The organism is Streptomyces sp. NPDC059582 (genome assembly GCF_042735715.1).
Taxonomy (GTDB): Bacteria; Actinomycetota; Actinomycetes; order Streptomycetales; family Streptomycetaceae; genus Streptomyces.
This window is the reverse complement of the sequence record NZ_JBHWCC010000064.1, coordinates 20239-36748: the sequence shown is the minus strand read 5'-3', so window position 1 is coordinate 36748 and position 16510 is coordinate 20239. Positions and strand designations below refer to the sequence as shown.

The 16510-nt window shown below is 70.1% G+C and carries 18 protein-coding genes and 3 tRNA genes; 4 read left to right on the top strand and 17 right to left on the bottom strand.

The features are described from left to right. Nucleotides 1-44 precede the first annotated feature (44 nt). The 8 genes from rplL to ACFV0T_RS36485 all read right to left on the bottom strand — a co-directional run bounded on the left by rplL (nt 45) and on the right by ACFV0T_RS36485 (nt 5237). Nucleotides 45-428, bottom strand: coding sequence for a 50S ribosomal protein L7/L12 (gene rplL / locus ACFV0T_RS36520; RefSeq protein ID WP_385788952.1), 384 nt, complete (start codon nt 426-428; stop codon nt 45-47). Between the two features lie 112 nt (nt 429-540). Next, entirely contained in the window at nt 541-1071 is a 531-nt protein-coding gene (gene rplJ, locus ACFV0T_RS36515; RefSeq protein ID WP_385788950.1) for a 50S ribosomal protein L10, read from the bottom strand. A 284-nt stretch (nt 1072-1355) separates the two neighbouring features. Then, nucleotides 1356-2225: a hypothetical protein gene (locus ACFV0T_RS36510; RefSeq protein ID WP_385788948.1), complete on the bottom strand. Its 870-nt coding sequence runs from the start codon at nt 2223-2225 to the stop codon at nt 1356-1358. Between the two features lie 138 nt (nt 2226-2363). Beyond that, on the bottom strand, nt 2364-3089 hold the full coding sequence (rplA, locus tag ACFV0T_RS36505) for a 50S ribosomal protein L1 (RefSeq protein ID WP_385788946.1): 726 nt from the start codon (nt 3087-3089) through the stop codon (nt 2364-2366). A gap of 86 nt (nt 3090-3175) precedes the next feature. Continuing rightward, entirely contained in the window at nt 3176-3610 is a 435-nt protein-coding gene (gene rplK, locus ACFV0T_RS36500; protein WP_018543896.1) for a 50S ribosomal protein L11, read from the bottom strand. A gap of 171 nt (nt 3611-3781) precedes the next feature. Beyond that, nucleotides 3782-4687, bottom strand: a complete 906-nt coding sequence (nusG, locus tag ACFV0T_RS36495; protein WP_385788944.1) for a transcription termination/antitermination protein NusG — start codon at nt 4685-4687, stop codon at nt 3782-3784. Between the two features lie 80 nt (nt 4688-4767). Beyond that, the gene (gene secE / locus ACFV0T_RS36490; RefSeq protein WP_385788942.1) at nt 4768-5055 is read right to left on the bottom strand and encodes a preprotein translocase subunit SecE; all 288 of its coding nucleotides are present in this window, start codon (nt 5053-5055) and stop codon (nt 4768-4770) included. 109 nt (nt 5056-5164) lie between these two features. Then, nucleotides 5165-5237 (bottom strand) — tRNA-Trp (locus ACFV0T_RS36485). Nucleotides 5238-5521: 284 nt separating this feature from the next. Here ACFV0T_RS36485 and ACFV0T_RS36480 point away from each other — a divergent pair. Together ACFV0T_RS36480 and ACFV0T_RS36475 are read left to right on the top strand one after the other, a co-directional pair. Then, the gene (locus tag ACFV0T_RS36480) at nt 5522-6748 is read left to right on the top strand and encodes a pyridoxal phosphate-dependent aminotransferase (protein WP_385788940.1); all 1227 of its coding nucleotides are present in this window, start codon (nt 5522-5524) and stop codon (nt 6746-6748) included. 123 nt (nt 6749-6871) lie between these two features. Beyond that, the gene (locus ACFV0T_RS36475) at nt 6872-7903 is read left to right on the top strand and encodes an adenosine deaminase (protein ID WP_385788938.1); all 1032 of its coding nucleotides are present in this window, start codon (nt 6872-6874) and stop codon (nt 7901-7903) included. Nucleotides 7904-7959: 56 nt separating this feature from the next. Here the strand turns inward: ACFV0T_RS36475 and ACFV0T_RS36470 are convergent, their stop codons facing one another. Further along, nucleotides 7960-8571 (bottom strand): TetR/AcrR family transcriptional regulator, encoded by a 612-nt coding sequence (locus ACFV0T_RS36470; RefSeq protein WP_385788936.1) that lies wholly within the window; start codon nt 8569-8571, stop codon nt 7960-7962. Between the two features lie 137 nt (nt 8572-8708). Here ACFV0T_RS36470 and ACFV0T_RS36465 point away from each other — a divergent pair, with 137 nt between their 5' ends. Beyond that, nucleotides 8709-9338 (top strand): NAD(P)-dependent oxidoreductase, encoded by a 630-nt coding sequence (locus tag ACFV0T_RS36465; RefSeq protein WP_385788934.1) that lies wholly within the window; start codon nt 8709-8711, stop codon nt 9336-9338. Between the two features lie 41 nt (nt 9339-9379). Here ACFV0T_RS36465 and ACFV0T_RS36460 read toward each other — a convergent pair whose 3' ends face one another. From ACFV0T_RS36460 to ACFV0T_RS36425, 8 genes are all read right to left on the bottom strand, one after another. After that, complete coding sequence (locus ACFV0T_RS36460) at nt 9380-10435, bottom strand: UDP-N-acetylmuramate dehydrogenase (RefSeq protein ID WP_385788932.1); 1056 nt, start codon at nt 10433-10435, stop codon at nt 9380-9382. 155 nt (nt 10436-10590) lie between these two features. After that, a complete protein-coding gene (locus tag ACFV0T_RS36455) occupies nt 10591-12069 on the bottom strand; it encodes an MFS transporter (RefSeq protein ID WP_385788930.1) in 1479 nt (492 codons plus the stop codon). 117 nt (nt 12070-12186) lie between these two features. Further along, nucleotides 12187-12756: a TetR/AcrR family transcriptional regulator gene (locus ACFV0T_RS36450; protein ID WP_385788928.1), complete on the bottom strand. Its 570-nt coding sequence runs from the start codon at nt 12754-12756 to the stop codon at nt 12187-12189. 548 nt (nt 12757-13304) lie between these two features. Further along, nucleotides 13305-13733 (bottom strand): MaoC family dehydratase, encoded by a 429-nt coding sequence (locus ACFV0T_RS36445; protein ID WP_385788926.1) that lies wholly within the window; start codon nt 13731-13733, stop codon nt 13305-13307. Nucleotides 13734-13740: 7 nt separating this feature from the next. Then, nucleotides 13741-14193 (bottom strand): MaoC family dehydratase N-terminal domain-containing protein, encoded by a 453-nt coding sequence (locus ACFV0T_RS36440; RefSeq protein WP_385788924.1) that lies wholly within the window; start codon nt 14191-14193, stop codon nt 13741-13743. Between the two features lie 153 nt (nt 14194-14346). Next, nucleotides 14347-14511, bottom strand: coding sequence for a 50S ribosomal protein L33 (gene rpmG, locus ACFV0T_RS36435; protein ID WP_003948671.1), 165 nt, complete (start codon nt 14509-14511; stop codon nt 14347-14349). Between the two features lie 88 nt (nt 14512-14599). After that, a tRNA-Met gene (locus tag ACFV0T_RS36430) sits at nt 14600-14672 on the bottom strand. 46 nt (nt 14673-14718) lie between these two features. Beyond that, nucleotides 14719-14791: transfer RNA gene (locus ACFV0T_RS36425), tRNA-Thr, on the bottom strand. Between the two features lie 344 nt (nt 14792-15135). Between ACFV0T_RS36425 and ACFV0T_RS36420 the strand changes: the two genes are divergently transcribed. Beyond that, the gene (locus ACFV0T_RS36420; RefSeq protein WP_385788922.1) at nt 15136-16464 is read left to right on the top strand and encodes an amidohydrolase family protein; all 1329 of its coding nucleotides are present in this window, start codon (nt 15136-15138) and stop codon (nt 16462-16464) included. Nucleotides 16465-16510: the final 46 nt, after the last annotated feature.

Genomic DNA, 16510 nt, shown 5'->3' with positions numbered 1-16510 from the left:
GGCCGTTCTCCGCGCGCAGCGAGGTCCGCGGGACCTCGAGGGTGTTACTTGACCTCGACGGAGGCGCCGGCGCCCTTGAGGGACTCGGCGGCCTTCTCCGCGGCCTCCTTGGCGACCTTCTCGAGAACGGGCTTCGGGGCGCCGTCCACGAGGTCCTTGGCCTCCTTCAGACCCAGGGAGGTCAGCTCACGCACGACCTTGATGACCTGGATCTTCTTCTCGCCGGCACCCGTGAGGATGACGTCGAACTCGTCCTGCTCCTCAGCGGCCTCGGCCGGGGCGCCGGGGGCGGCCGGACCGGCGACGGCGACCGCGGCGGCGGCGGTGACGTCGAACTTCTCCTCGAAGGCCTTCACGAACTCGGAGAGCTCGATGAGGGTCATCTCCTCGAACTGCGCGAGCAGGTCGTCCTGGCTGAGCTTCGCCATGATGGGCGATCCTTCCACTAATTCGGCTGGTGCCGGTATGTACTGGTGAGGCGGGCGTACGTTCGGCCCGCTACGACCGTCGCCTCAGGCGGCGGTCAATGCGCGAGCCGAATTACTCGGCACCGCCCTGCTCGGCCTGCTTGGCACGGAGCGCGTCCACGGTGCGGACGAGCTTCGAGGGAAGCGCCTGGAAGAGCTGCGCAGCCTGGGTCTGCTTGCCCTTGAAGGCGCCCGCCAGCTTGGCGAGCAGAACCTCGCGGGACTCGAGGTCCGCAAGCTTCTTGATCTCGTCGGCGGACAGCGCCTTGCCGTCAAGGACACCGCCCTTGATGACGAGGTTGGGGTTGTCCTTGGCGAAGTCACGAAGACCCTTCGCCGACGTCACCGGGTCACCGGTGATGAAGGCGACCGCCGTCGGACCGTTGAACAGGTCGTCAAGCGTGTCGATCCCGGCCTCGTTGGCCGCAATCTTGGTCAGCGTGTTCTTCACCACGGCGTACTGGGCGTCGTCACCGAGCGAACGGCGCAGCGTCTTGAGCTGCGCCACGGTGAGACCCCGGTACTCGGTCAGCACGGCGGCGTTCGAGCTGCGGAACTGGTCCGCGAGCTCGGCTACCGCGGCAGCCTTGTCGGGCCTTGCCATAGAGCGTCGGCCTCCTTCCGGGTGATGAGGACCGCTCAGAAGGGGCTGGGCAAAACGAAACGCCCCGGCGCAGGCGCACGGGGCGTAGCTCGACCGGGTGCTCATGGCGAGAACCACGAACTCCGGGAGCGATTCCACGGTCACCTGCGCGGGTCGTCCGCAGTCAGCGGATCCTTCGGCCACCGCGCCCTCGTACGAGAACACGGCAACGACCAGCGGTCTTTGGCTTCTGGGAGAGAGTACGTGAGCCGGACGCCGTCAAGCAAATCCGCCCGTACGGGGGCTCAGCGCCCGTCCTGCCGCTTCACCAGGTCCTCGAAGTCCTGGGTGTCGGCGGCCGGCGGCCGCTGGACCGAGAGCCGTACGCCGTAGTCGCGGTAGTGCGCGGTCTGGGTCATCAGACCTGTCGACATCCGCGCCTTCTCCACCTTCTTGACCAGCAGGTTCCGGTCGTCGACCCAGATGTCCAGGGTCTCGCCGGTGACCCCGGCGCCGGCGAGCCGACCGCGCAGCGTCGCGTCGGTGAGAGTGGACACGTCCACCGTGCCCGAGTAGTGCCGGGTACGCACACCGTCCACCGTCTCCTCCCCCGCCGCGCGGACGTCACCCGAGGCCAGCAGGAGCCTGACCGGAGGGATGGGGGCGGTGTCGCGGAGCTGGTCCTTCAGGTACGTGCCCGAGTCGCCGGGCAGGGCGTCCAGGTCGTCGTAGTCGTACCTGATCCAGTGTCTGCCGCCCATCTGCCGCGCGAACCGGGCGCCGACCTCGGCGTAGTAGGCGTCGGGCAGCAGCCGGGCCTCCATCGTGGTGGTGCCGAGCTTGCGCATGGTCTCGGCCAGCTCGCCGCCCGTGTACGTGATGCGCAGGGTGCCGGTGGAGTCGCCGGCCCAGTCGAGGGCGCCCTCGGCCTTCGTGGAGAGCATGGCGCCCATGACCGTGACGGAGCTGATCCGCGCGGAGCCCGCCTTGCCGGTGGCGCTCTGCACGGCGCGCAGCGCGGCGGCGGTGCGGGGGTCAGGACGGTGCGGGGCGCTGTCGGACTCCGCGGGCCCCGGGCTCCCGTCACGCCCCGCGGTGGTGCACCCCGCGGCCGCGGTCAGCGTGGCCGCCAGCAGGAACGGGAGGATGCCTCGCCCGACGGGTCTGTCCTTCATCCGTACCCCCCTTGTGTCCCCCGTGATCTTCACGCTAACCCGGCGGGGCGCAAAGGGCACGGGTGCGCGCGAAAACGGGTACGGGCCCCGCACCTGGAGAGGTGCGGGGCCCGTGACCGACTGAGGTGAGCGTCAGGCTCAGACCGCGGCCGGGTCCTCCTCGACGAGGAGGTTGCGGGTGCGGTTCGAGTCGAGCGGGATGCTCGGGCCGATCGTGGTGCTGATCGCGGCCTTCTTGATGTAGCGACCCTTGGCGGCGGACGGCTTCAGACGGAGGATCTCCTCCAGCGCGGCGCCGTAGTTCTCCACCAGCTTCTGGTCGTCGAAGGACACCTTGCCGATGATGAAGTGCAGGTTCGAGTGCTTGTCGACGCGGAACTCGATCTTGCCGCCCTTGATGTCGTTGACAGCCTTGACGACGTCCGGGGTGACGGTGCCGGTCTTGGGGTTCGGCATGAGACCACGGGGACCGAGCACGCGGCCGAGGCGGCCGACCTTGCCCATGAGGTCAGGGGTGGCGACGACGGCGTCGAAGTCCAGACGGCCCTTCGCGACCTCGTCGATCAGTTCGTCGGAGCCGACGATGTCGGCGCCCGCGGCCTCCGCGGCCGCAGCACGGTCACCGGTCGCGAAGACCAGGACCCGGGCGGTCTTGCCGGTGCCGTGCGGCAGGTTCACGGTGCCACGGACCATCTGGTCGGCCTTGCGCGGGTCGACACCCAGGCGGAAGGCGACCTCGACGGTGCCGTCGAACTTGGTCGTGGAGGTCTCCTTGGCGAGACGGACGGCCTCGAGCGGGGCGTAGAGCTTCTCCCGGTCGATCTTGGCGTCCGCAGCGCGGAGAGACTTGCTGCGCTTGCTCACTACTGCTCCTGTGTGTTCTGAGGAGTCGTGGTTGGGGCCGAGCCAGGCCCTGCCACGGTTCTACGAAGGTGCTACGGGGCTGGGGCTCAGCCCTCGACCGTGATGCCCATGGAGCGGGCGGTGCCGGCGATGATCTTCGACGCGGCGTCCAGGTCGTTGGCGTTGAGGTCGGGCATCTTGGTCGTGGCGATCTCGCGGACCTGCGCCTCGGTGATCTTGGCGACCTTGGTCTTGTGCGGCTCGCCGGAGCCCTTCTCGACACCCGCGGCCTTGAGGATCATCTTCGCGGCCGGCGGCGTCTTGGTGACGAAGGTGAAGGAGCGGTCCTCGTAGACCGTGATCTCCACCGGGATCACCCAGCCACGCTGCGACTCGGTCGCGGCGTTGTAGGCCTTGCAGAACTCCATGATGTTGACGCCGTGCTGACCGAGCGCGGGGCCGACCGGCGGGGCCGGGTTCGCCGCACCGGCGTTGATCTGGAGCTTGATAAGCCCCGTGACCTTCTTCTTCTTGGGAGGCATTGCTCTCTCCGGGTCCTAGTGAGAGTTTTCAGCTTCCACCCGGTTAATCCGGATGGAGGCATACCGCACAACGATAACGGGTATCCCCGCGCGGCCAAAAACCGAGCAGGTCAGACCGGCTGCGAGAGCCTGTCTGACCTGTTCGGAGGCGTGTGGTCCGGAAGGACTGGATCAGTTCTTCTGGATCTGGTCGAAGGAGAGCTCGACCGGCGTCTCGCGGCCGAAGATCTCCACCAGGCCCTTGACCTTCTTCGAGTCGGGGTTGATCTCGTTGATGGTCGCCTGGAGCGTGGCGAACGGGCCGTCGGTGACGGTGACGGAGTCGCCGACCTCGAAGTCCAGCACCTGGACCTCGACCTTGCGCTGCGGAGCGGGCTTGCCCTCGGCCTCGGCGGCCTCGCGGGCGGCCTTCTCCTCGGCCTCCGGGGCGAGCATCTTGACGATCTCGTCCAGGGTCAGCGGGTACGGGTCGTAGGCGTTGCCCACGAAGCCGGTGACGCCGGGGGTGTTGCGGACGACGCCCCAGGACTCGTTCGTCAGGTCCATACGGACGAGGACGTAGCCCGGGAGCTTGTTCTGCTTGATCGTCTTGCGCTCGCCGTTCTTGATCTGCGCGACCTCTTCCTGCGGCACCTCGGCCTGGAAGATGAAGTCCTCGACGTTCAGCGAGACGGCACGCTGCTCGAGGTTGGTCTTCACGCGGTTCTCGTAGCCGGCGTAGGTGTGGATCACGTACCACTCGCCCGGCAGGGAGCGCAGCTCCTGGCGGAGGGCCTCGACGGGATCGACGGGCTCGGTCTCCTCCTCGGCGACCTCGTCCTCGTCGGCTTCGTCGGCAGCTTCCTCGTCGGAGGCGTCGGACAGGTCCTCTTCGGACTCGTCGTCGGTGGCCTCGTCCTCGTCCACGGCGTGCACCGCGGCCTCCTCGGCCGGCTCGCCCGCCTCGGCTTCAGCAACCTCGAACTCGTCCTGCTCGTCCGCGCCCTCGACGATGTCGAGCTCGTCATCCACGGAATCCACGGACTCCACGGACTCGTCCGGCTCGATGGCGTCGTCGTTCAGGTTGGCGTCAGACACGTGGCTGCTTCTTCCTGGATACATAGGGGTGGAACGCGCGAAAGGGACGCCGGTAACCGCGGCGCCCTTCGCTGGTCGGCTCAGCCGAAAACGTACTTGGCGGCGTGGTTGAGTCCATAGTCAATCACGGTCACCAGGCCGATCATGATGACAACGAAGACGATGACTACCGTCGTGTACGTCGTCAGCTGGTTACGCGTGGGCCAGACGACCTTGCGCAGTTCCGCGATGACCTGACGGTAGAAGAGCGCGAGTCGCTTCAGCGGGCCCTTCTTGGCGCGCTTGCCGCCCTTGCGGGACTTCTTGCTGGACTCTGGCGCCTCGTCCTGGGCATCAGGCATGTCGATGGAGCCCACGGCGTCCGCCATTCGTCCTCACCTGATTCCGGGTCGTGGCCGTGCCGCGCCCGGTCTGAGCCGCACGGCGGTGCATATCTGTACGTACATGTGCACACATCATTGGCGAATGTGTGTGTTGCAGGGCCGGAGGGACTTGAACCCCCAACCGCTGGTTTTGGAGACCAGTGCTCTACCAATTGAGCTACGACCCTTTGCCTGTCCCCAACTTACCGCATCCAACCGGGTGCTCGGTGTGTGCACCTGGTGCGAGCGGGCCGCTGAAGGCCAACGAGGTGAGAGTGTACGTGCTTCGGGGCCGGTCGTCGAACAGAAAGTGCCCGTGAGGGCACTCGGGGCGGGGGATCCCCGTGGGAGCAAGGGAAGATCACCCAGGCCATCGCGGGAATCCGGACTTCTGTCCACGGCTGCGCCCGGACCTGTTCAGTCTGTGAAACCCGCGTGCCGGGGGGGTTTCCGGTCTGAAACGATGGGCCGCATGAGCGCTGCAACCCCTCCCACCGAGCGCCGGGTCTCGGCCCGCATCGGCTCGATCTCCGAGTCCGCCACCCTCGCCGTGGACGCCAAGGCCAAGGCCCTCAAGGCCGCCGGGCGTCCGGTGATCGGCTTCGGCGCGGGCGAGCCCGACTTCCCGACCCCGGACTACATCGTCGAGGCGGCCGTCGAGGCCTGCAAGAACCCGAAGTACCACCGCTACACGCCGGCGGGCGGTCTGCCCGAGCTGAAGGCCGCCATCGCCGCGAAGACGCTGCGCGACTCCGGCTACGAGGTCGACGCGTCCCAGATCCTGGTGACCAACGGTGGCAAGCAGGCCATCTACGAGGCGTTCGCCGCGATCCTCGACCCGGGCGACGAGGTCATCGTCCCGGCGCCGTACTGGACGACGTACCCGGAGTCGATCCGGCTGGCCGGCGGTGTCCCGGTCGACGTCGTCGCCGACGAGACGTCCGGCTACCGGGTCTCGGTGGAGCAGTTGGAGGCGGCCCGCACCGAGAACACCAAGGTGCTGCTCTTCGTCTCCCCCTCCAACCCGACGGGCGCGGTCTACACCCGCGAGGAGATCGAGGCGATCGGCCGCTGGGCCGCGGACAACGGCCTGTGGGTCCTGACCGACGAGATCTACGAGCACCTCGTCTACGGCGACGCGGAGTTCCACTCCCTGCCGGTGGTCGTGCCCGAGCTGGCCGACAAGTGCATCGTGGTCAACGGTGTCGCCAAGACGTACGCCATGACGGGCTGGCGCGTGGGCTGGGTCATCGGCCCGAAGGACGTCGTCAAGGCGGCGACGAACCTCCAGTCGCACGCCACGTCGAACGTCTCCAACGTGGCCCAGGCGGCCGCCCTGGCCGCGGTCTCCGGTGACCTGTCGGCCGTCGCGCGGATGCGCGAGGCCTTCGACCGGCGCCGCAGGACCATCGTGCGGATGCTGAACGAGATCGACGGCGTGCTGTGCCCGGAGCCGGAGGGCGCCTTCTACGCCTACCCGTCGGTGAAGAGCCTGCTGGGCAAGGAGATCCGCGGCAGGCGCCCGAAGGACTCGGTCGAGCTGGCCGCGCTGATCCTGGAGGAGGCCGAGGTCGCGGTGGTGCCGGGCGAGGCCTTCGGCACACCGGGTTACCTGCGGCTGTCGTACGCGCTCGGTGACGAGGATCTCGTCGAGGGCGTGAGCCGGATCCAGAAGCTGCTGGCGGAGGCGCGGGACTGAGCTCCTTCGCGATAACGGGGCATCCGGGACGTCGTTCCCGGGTGCCCCGTTTGTTTGTGCGAGCAAGACCACGATCGGGGAAAGAGCTACCGGGACGGCGGCGGCGTACGGCAGGATCTTTGAATGGAGCGTGTACGTGATGTCTCTGAGCTGCCGAAAGCCCATCTGCATCTGCACTTCACCGGGTCGATGCGGCCCGGCACCGTGCTGGAACTGGCCGACAAGTACGGGGTGCGGCTGCCCGACGCGCTGACCGAGGCGCTGACGAGCGGTGAGCCCCCGAAGCTGCGGGCGACGGACGAGCGGGGCTGGTTCCGCTTCCAGCGGCTGTACGACGCGGCGCGCTCCTGCCTCAGAGAGCCGGAGGACATCCAACGACTGGTGCGGGAGGCGGCGGAGGAGGACGTGCGGGACGGCTCGGGCTGGCTGGAGATCCAGGTGGACCCGACGTCGTACGCGCCTCGCCTGGGCGGGCTGATCCCGGCGCTGGAGATCATCCTGGACGCGGTGGAGGCGGCGTCGCGGGAGACGGGGCTCGGTATGCGGCTCCTGGTGGCCGCGAACCGGATGAAGCATCCCCTGGACGCCCGGACGCTGGCCCGCCTGGCGGTGCGGTACGCGGACCGGGGGATCGTCGGTTTCGGGCTGTCGAACGACGAACGCCGTGGCATGGCCCGGGACTTCGACCGAGCGTTCGCGATCGCCCGTGAGGGTGGTCTGCTCGCGGCGCCGCACGGCGGCGAGCTGACCGGGCCGGCCTCGGTGCGCGACTGCCTGGACGACCTGGGCGCCGCGCGGATCGGGCACGGGGTGCGGGCGGCGGAGGACCCGCGGCTGCTGAAGCGGCTCGCGGACCGTGGCGTGATCTGCGAGGTGTGCCCGGCCTCGAACGTGGCACTGGGCGTCTACGAGAAGCCGGAGGACGTGCCGCTGCGGACCCTGTTCGAGGCGGGCGTCCCGCTGGCCCTGGGCGCCGACGACCCGCTGCTGTTCGGCTCCCGGCTGGCGGCGCAGTACGACATCGCCCGCCGGCACCACGGCTTCTCGGACGCCGAACTGGCGGAGCTGGCCCGGCAGTCCGTACGGGGCTCGGCGGCACCGGAGAACGTGAAGGCGAAGCTGCTGTCCGGAGTGGACGACTGGCTGACGGCCTAGCTGGCGCCGCAGCAGGCAACGTGCGCCCCGTCGGGCAAACGTTGCCCGCCACGGCACTAGTCGCGCGCGGTGATGCCGGGCAGAAGGGTGCGGGCCAGGCGCCGGGCGAAGTCGTCGACCGGCGGCCGGGTGCCGTCCTGCGTCGCGTCGTAGGCGAACGCGCGCTGGGCGCAGGCGCCGAGGAGCAGGGACGCGGCGGCGAAGGTGTCGGCGTCGGGTGCGACGCGTCCGGCGGCCTGCTCGGCGCGCAGGTAGGCGCTGAGTCCCTCGATCGGCCGGTGCGGGCCGGTGCCCATCTCGCGCATCGCGTCGTCGTGCCGCCGCTTGAGTGTGGTCTCCGCGTACAGGGAGGCCGCGATCGGGAAGCTCTGCTCGTAGAAGAGGGCCGCCTCACGGGCGATCTCGGTGAGGTTCTCCTCCAGGCCGCGCGGGCCGGGATCGGCGGCGAGGCCGCTCAGCAGCGGGGTCAGCCGGGGGAGCCGTTCGGCGAGCACGCGTATGAACAGCTCCTCCTTGCTCGGGAAGTACTTGTACAGGGCCGCCTCGGAGCAGCCGGCCGCCCTGGCGATCTCCTTCGTCGTGGCGCGGGCCAGTCCGACGGTGAGCATCAGCTCGTGCGCGGCGTCGAGGATGCGGACCCGGGCCGGTGCGGCCTGTTTCTGCTGCATGGGGCCCAAGGATTCCATGGTGTGTCCCTCTCGGACTCGACCGGGGCTTGACGCATGGGTGAGTACTTACTCACCCTAGAGGAGACAGAGGTGAGTGAATACTCACCCACCCATCTGAGGCTGTACGGGAGATGGTCATGAACCTCACCGTTCTCGGTGCCACCGGAGGCATCGGTCAGGAAGTCGTCCGCCAGGCCCTGGCGGCAGGACACCAGGTCACGGCGGTCGTACGGGATCCCGCCCGGCTGACCGTCACCGGCGCGGGCCTGGAGGTGTTCCGTGCCGACCTCGCCGATCCGGCCGCGCTGCGGCCCGCGGTGGCCGGCCGGGACGCGGTGCTGTCCGGGCTCGGCGCCCGCCGGCGCAAGGACGCCGGGGTCGCGGCCCGGCTGACCCGTACGGTGCTGGGCGCGATGGAGGCGGAGGGGGTCCGGCGGCTGCTCGTGGTGAGCGCCGGGCCGGTGGGACCCGAGCCGGACGACGGCTTGCTCGACCGTGGCATGCGCGGCCTGGTCTCGGTAGCCCTCAAGGACGTGTACGCCGACCTGCGCGCCATGGAGGCCGAGCTGGCCCGCAGCACCACGGACTGGACGGTCGTACGACCGCCTCGGCTCCAGGACAAGCCGCTCACCGGGACCTACCGGACCGTGATCGGCGGTTTCCCGCCCCGGGGCCGCTTCATCGCCCGCGCGGACGTGGCCCACGCGATGCTGGCGATGACTGGGGACCCGGGAACCGTGAAGCAGGGCGTGGGACTGGCCTACTAGGACGTGTCCGGTCGGTGCGTGTGGAGGGGTGCGGCGGCCGGCTACAGGCCGGTCCCCACCATCACCGGCTCGTTGACCAGCGTGATCCCGAACGCGTCCCGGACGCCCCCGACCACCTCACGGGCCAGCGCGAGCAGGTCCTCCGTGGTGGCCGCGCCGCGGTTGGTGAGGGCGAGCGTGTGCTTGGTGGAGATCCGGGCGGGACCGGTGCCGTAGCCCTTGGTGAAGCCGGCCTTGTCGATCAGCCAGGCGGCCGAGGTCTTGGTGTGCCCCTCCCCCGCCGGATAGGCGGGCGGCTGCACGCCGTCGCCCAGGCGCTCCCCCACGCGCGCGTGAAAGACGGCGAAGTCGGCGTCGGTGAGGATCGGGTTGGTGAAGAACGACCCGGCGGACCAGGTGTCGTGGTCCTCGGGGTCCAGGACCATGCCCTTGCCCGCGCGCAGCTTCAGCACGGTCTCGCGGGCCCGGGCCAGCGGCACCCGGTCTCCGGGCTCCACCCCCAACGCCCGTGCCGTCTCGGCGTACTTGAGGGGCGCCGACAGCCCGTCCGCGTCCGCCAGCTCGAAGCGGACGCGCAGGACGACAAAGCGTTCCGGGTCGGCCTTGAAGCGGCTGTGCCGGTACGAGAAGGCGCACTCGGCGTTCGTGAGGGTGACCGTCTCGCCGGTCCGGCGGTCGTAGGCGATCACTTCGGTGATCGTCGAGGAGACCTCCTGGCCGTACGCCCCCACGTTCTGGATCGGGGTCGCGCCCGCCGATCCGGGGATGCCGGCGAGGCATTCGACACCGGCCAGCCCGGCCGCCACGGTGCGGGCGACGGCATCGCTCCACACCTCGCCCGCGGCCAGCTCCAGCCGGGTGCCGACGAGCTCGAAACCGGTGGTCGCGATGCGCAGGGCGGTCCCGGCGAAGCCCTTGTCGCCGATGACCAGGTTGGATCCGCCGCCGATGACCAGCAGCGGGGTCCCGGTCGCGTCGGCCTCTCGGACGGCCGCGATCACCTCGGCGTCGGTCGTCGCGGTGACCAGCCGGGTCGCGGGACCGCCCAGTCGGAAGGTGGTCAGCGGGGCGAGGGGAGCGTCGTGGAGTTCCTGCACGCGCTCAAGACTACGAGACGGCACCGACACCCCGGCCCACCCGTGGACGGTACGCCTCGGCACCCGCGTACCGCCCTTCCCGGCGCCGGGAGCGGCACGCACGCGTACAGCCCCGTCACGGGGGACGGGGCTGTGGCGGAGCTGTCATGCGCGTCTCAGCGGGTCGCGGCCTCCAGGACCTCGACGGGCCGCTCCACGGTGTTGTCCTCCGCGCCCGGGTCCGCGTCCGTCACCGCCGGCCGGACCGCGCGCCGTCCGGCCGGGATCACCAGCGCCGCGACGCCGGCGAGGGCCACCACCCCGGAGCCGGTGACCAGGGCGGGCCGCAGGCCGTCGACGAAGGACTGGGCGGACTCGTAGCCGCCCTGGGCCGAGAAGATCGAGGCCATGACGGCGATACCGAGCGCGCCGCCCACCTCGCGCAGGGCGTTGTTGGCGCCGGAGGCGATGCCCTGCTCCTTGGGCAGGACGCTGGACATCACCAGGTTGGCGGCCGGGGCGAAGTAGAGGGCCATTCCGATGCCGCTGACGATCAGGCCGGGCAGCTGGATCGCGTAGGAGGCGTCGGTCGTGACCACTGAGGCCATGTAGCCGAGACCGACGGCCTGGAAGAAGAGGCCGGTGGCGACGACCGGGCGGCCCCCGATCCGGTCGGAGAGGATCCCGGCGATCGGTGCGACGATCATCGGCATCCCGGTCCACGGCAGCATCCGCAGGCCCGCCTCGGTGGGCGAGTAGCCGAGCTCGCCCTGCATGTACTGGCTGAGCAGGAAGATCGAACCGAACATCCCGAGGAACATCAGCATGCTCGCCGCGTTGATCCCGGCGAAGGCGCGGGAACGGAACAGCCGCATCGGGAGCATGGGGTTCGCGGCGCGGCTGCCGTGCAGGACGAACGCGGCCAGCAGTACACCGCCCGCGATCAGACCGGTCAGGACGAGGGGGCTGGTCCAGCCGTCGGCGGTGCCGCGGACCAGGCCGTAGACGATGCCGAAGAGGCCGCCGCTGGCGAGCAGGGTGCCGGGGAGGTCGAGCGGCGCGCCGGTGCCGTGGGACTCGGCCAGGCGCAGCCGGGCGAGCGGCAGCAGGACCACGCCCAGCGGGACGTTCAGCCAGAAGATCCAGTGCCAGGAGATGTGCTCGGTGAGGCTGCCGCCGATGAGGGGCCCGGAGGCGACGGCGAGCCCGTTGACGGCACCCCAGATCCCGTACGCCATCCCGCGCTTGGCGGCGGGTACGGCCGCCGTCAGCAGGGTCAGCGTCAGAGGCATCATGATCGCCGCGCCGACGCCCTGCACCGCGCGGGCGGCGATGAGGGAACCGATACCGGGCGAGAGGGCCGCGGCGGCGGACGCCGCGGTGAAGACGGTGAGCCCGGCCAGGAACATCCGGCGCCGCCCGAAGCGGTCACCGAGCGCCGCGCCGAACATCAGCAGAACGGCGAAGGTGAGCGTGTAGGCGCTCACGGTCCATTCCAGGTCGTCCAGCGCGCCGCCGAGATCCTTGCGGATGGACGGCAGGGCGGTGGTGACGACGAGGTTGTCGAGGGCCGCCATGAATCCGGCGACGCTGGTGATGACGAGGGCCCACACGGTTCCCCCGCGACGTGCGCTGTGTGCGGTCTGCTGTGTCATCGCTCCCCCAGAGCGTGTTACGTGCTTGATATCCGAGGTTAGTTATTGCTGACTAACTTTCCCGCCCATGGGAAGGCCCGCGGTCCCGGCTTTCCCGTCCACCTGTCGCTTCTCCCGCTACTTCTCCAGCCGGCCGCTGATGCGCGCCGACGGATAGAGCCCGTCCCACACTCGATGCCCGGCTGGAAAACCCATCGCCACCAGGCAGTTGACGAGCATGCCGTATGCCATGAAGGTCGTCGTCTCGCCGACCTCCGCGCCGAGCGGCAGATGCACCGTGTCCCACAGACGCATCCAGCCGGCCCGCACGGACTCGCCGAGCTCGTGATCACCGGCCTGCTCCGCGGCGGCCACCGTGACGTACATCTGCATCTGCATCAGCAGCTGCTCGGGGCGCTCGGCGATGAGCTTGGTGTAGGCGTTCGCCATGGAGTGCAGGGCCTCCTCGCCCTCCAGCCCCTTGGCGGCCTCCTCGAACGTGCCGATCACGTCCGCCATGCAGTGCTCGACGGTCGCGAGGAAGATCGCCTTCTTGCCCGGGAAGAGCCGGAACAGATACGGCTGCGAGACACCGACACGCTTGGCGATCGTCTCGGTGGACGTGCCGTAGTAGCCGCCCGTCGCGAACTCGGCCGTCGCCGCGCGGATGACACTCTCGCGCCTCTCTTCTGCACTCATCCTGGCCATGCGAGTAAGTTAGTGCTCAATCACTAACTACGTCAAGGGGGGTCGAGTCGGGGCTCAGACGTAAGGGGCGCCTGCTCTTGAGGGCGCCCCTTACCGGGTGGGCGAGGCCGTTGGGCCGCGTGCGTGTCGAGGCCGCCGCATGAGGGTCTCGCCGTGCGGCGCCGCGTCGGCGCGGAGGCCGCACTGAGCGACGTCGTGCGGCCGCGCAGGGGGAGACGGGCGGAGCGCCGTACGGCCGCGGAGGGGGGGAGACGGGCGGAGCGCCGTACGGCCGCGGAGGGGGGAGACGGGCGGAGCGCCGTACGGCCGCGCGGGCGTGAGTGTGCGCTCACACGCGGGGCGCGATGCGGCCGTACGGGTGGACCGTAGGGCCGCGCGACCGTAGGTGGCGTGTGCGTACGTACCTAGGGCCGCGCGGCCCTAGGTACGTATACGCAGCCGCGCGGGTGTGGCCGTCAGGCCGTCCGGACGACCGCCCGCGAGCCGTCAGGCCGTCCGAACGACTGTCCACGAGCTGTCGGGCCGTCCGGACGACCGCCCACGATCCGTCAGGCCAGCCGGACGACCGCCCGCGACATCCCCAGCACCTTCTGACCGGCGCACATGGCCGTCAGGTCCACACGCACGGTGTCGTCGTCGAGCTTGGCCGCGACCTTGGCGCTGACCTCGATGGTGGCGCCCTCGTCGTCGTTCGGGACGACCACGGGCTTGGTGAAGCGGACGCCGTACTCGACGACCGACGCCGGGTCGCCGGTCCAGTCGGTGACCACCCGGATCGCCTCGGCCATGGTGAACATGCCGTGCGCGATGACGTTGGGGAGGCCGACCTCCTTGGCGAACTTCTCGTTCCAGTGGATCGGGTTGAAGTCCCCGGAGGCTCCGGCGTACCGGACCAGAGTGGCGCGGGTCACCGGGAAGGTCTGCGCGGGCAGCTCGGTGCCGACCTCGACGTCGTCGTAAGCGATCTTCGCCGTCATCGGTTCCTCACGCTTCCTCGGCAGCGCGGGCCACCAGCTTGGTCCAGGAGGTCACCACGCGTTCGCCGGCCTCGTCACAGACCTCGCCACGGATGTCCAGGATGTCGTTGCCGGCCATGGACTTGATCGCCTCGATGGTCGAGACGACAGTGAGCCGGTCGCCGGCCCGCACCGGACGCGTGTAGCTGAACTTCTGGTCGCCGTGCACCACACGGCTGTAGTCCAGCCCCAGCTGCGGGTCCTCGACGACCTGTTCCGCGGCCTTGAAGCTGATCGAGAAGACGAACGTCGGCGGGGCGATCACGTCGGGGTGGCCGAGCTGCTTGGCGGCATCCGGGTCCGTGTACGCCGGGTTGGTGTCCCCCACCGCCTCCGCGAACTCACGGATCTTCTCCCGCCCCACCTCGTAGGGCTCGGTGGGCGGATAGGTACGCCCCACGAAGGACTGGTCGAGCGCCATGGCCCGGAACCTCCTGCTGGTGTTGCTTGTGTCTGCAGTGATCGGCGGCGACCGGTACTGCGTCAGTGATCGGTACTGCGTCGGCAACGGCCTGCCGAAACGACGCGAGGCCGCCCCCCAGACTATGGGGGCGGCCTCGTGTACGAGCCTGATTTATCGCGTTTCGCGGTGCGCGGTGTGCGCGTTGCAACGCGGGCAGTGCTTCTTCATCTCCAGTCGGTCCGGGTTGTTACGCCGGTTCTTCTTGGTGATGTAGTTCCGCTCCTTGCACTCCACGCAGGCCAGCGTGATCTTCGGGCGGACGTCGGTGGCAGCCACAGGAGTGCTCCTTGACGAACGGATGGGACGATTAACGCATAAAAGAGTAGCCGATCGAAGGACCGACCCCGCAATCGGCTACTGTCAGTAGCGGTGACCGGACTTGAACCGGTGACACAGCGATTATGAGCCGCTTGCTCTACCGACTGAGCTACACCGCTTTGATGCGATCGGGCCCCGCCTTGCGGCGGGAACCTCACACACCAGAGCCCCAATACGGAATCGAACCGTAGACCTTCTCCTTACCATGGAGACGCTCTGCCGACTGAGCTATTGGGGCGAGCGATGAAGACATTACACGGTCCGCCGCCGTTCACCCAAATCCGTTTCGTGCCTCGCCACCGGGCCTGCCCGACGCCCTGTTCCGGGGCGGGAACGGAGCCCCCGCGACGGCTTCCCCCAAGGGTCCCGCGGGTAACTCCCGCCCCCGGCCGCCCCGCTCGCACCACGTTCCTGTCGGCAGGATCACACCAGGACCACACCGATACGACTATTGCGCTCCTCCCCGACGTGGACGGACGGCCGCTTTAGGCTCGACTCACTCTGCGTGATCTTGCGTCCAGCCGTGCGCGGCCCCGAGCCGGCCCCGATCCCCGAGCCCGATCCCCGAGCCCTTGGAGCGCGATGCCCGACAGCCAGCCGCAGCAGCCCCGCCCGTCGTCGTCCTCCTCCGCTTCCTCCTCGTCGTCCTCCCCCTCCCCCTCCCCCTCCCCCTCCCCCTCTTCCTCGTCGGGATCCTCGGCGCAGGCCGACGCGCCCCCCCTGCTGCTGTGCGGGGCGCGGCTCACGGACGGCAGGACCGTGGACGTACGGCTGGGCGGCGGGCGGATCGAGGCGGTCGGCACCGCCGGGAGCCTGGCGGCGGAGGCGGCTCGTGGGTGCGTCGCCCGGGTCGACCTCGACGGCTACCTGCTTCTGCCGGCCCCGGCCGAACCTCATGCCCACGCCGACACCGCGCTGTCGGCCGACGGCGACGGACCGGTCTCGCACGACCCCCATGACGTCCAGCGCCGGGCGACGGAGGCCACGCTGCTGCAACTGGGCCACGGGGCCACCGCGCTGCGGGCGCACGTGCGCGTGGGTGACGTCCAGGGGCTGGGCGCGCTGGGCGCCGTCCTCCAGGCGCGGCGCTCGCTGCGCGGGCTCGCCGCGCTGAGCACGGTGGCGATGCCCCGGCTGCTGACCGGGGTGGCCGGGGCCGACGGCCTGGCCAAACTGCGCGACGCGATGAAGATGGGCGCTTCCGTGGTGGGCGGTTGTCCGGACCTGGATCCGGATCCGACCGGCTATGTCGAGGCCGTACTGGAGGTGGCCTCCGAACACGGCTGTCCGGTCGACCTGCACACGGACGCGGCCGACCCGACCCGCCTCTCCCGGATCGCGGCGATGGCCGGCGGGCTGCGGCCCGGCGTGACGCTCGGCCCCTGTGGCGGCCTGGGCCGGCTCCCCGTCGAGGCGGTCTCACGGGTCGCGGACCAACTGGCGGCGGTCGGGGTGACGGTGGTGTGCCTGCCGCAGGGCGGCTGCGGCGGCGTCGACCGACGGGGCACCGCCCCGGTGCGGCTGCTGCGTGCGGCCGGCGTGCGTGTCGCCGCCGGGAGCGGCGCCCTGCGGGACGTCTCGAACCCTGTGGGGCGCGGCGACCCCCTGGAGGCGGCGTACCTGCTGGCCTCCCGCCACGGGCTGCGCCCCGAGGACGCGTACGACACCGTGAGCGCCTCCGCGCGCGCGGCTCTGGGCCTGCCCGAGGTCCGGGTGGAGGCGGGCTTCCCCGCCGACCTCCTGGCCGTGCGCGGCGACCGGCTGGCGGGAGCGCTGTCCCTGGCGTACAGCCGGATCGTGGTGCACCAGGGACGCGTGGTGGCACGCACGAGCGCGGTCCGCGAGTACTTCAGCTCGGCGGCGGCGGTGGAACTGGGTCTGCCGCGGCAGGGGCGCGGGGAGTTGTCATGAGGTGCGAGGAGTTGTCCTCCGCTCCTGCACATGCCCCTGCACGCGC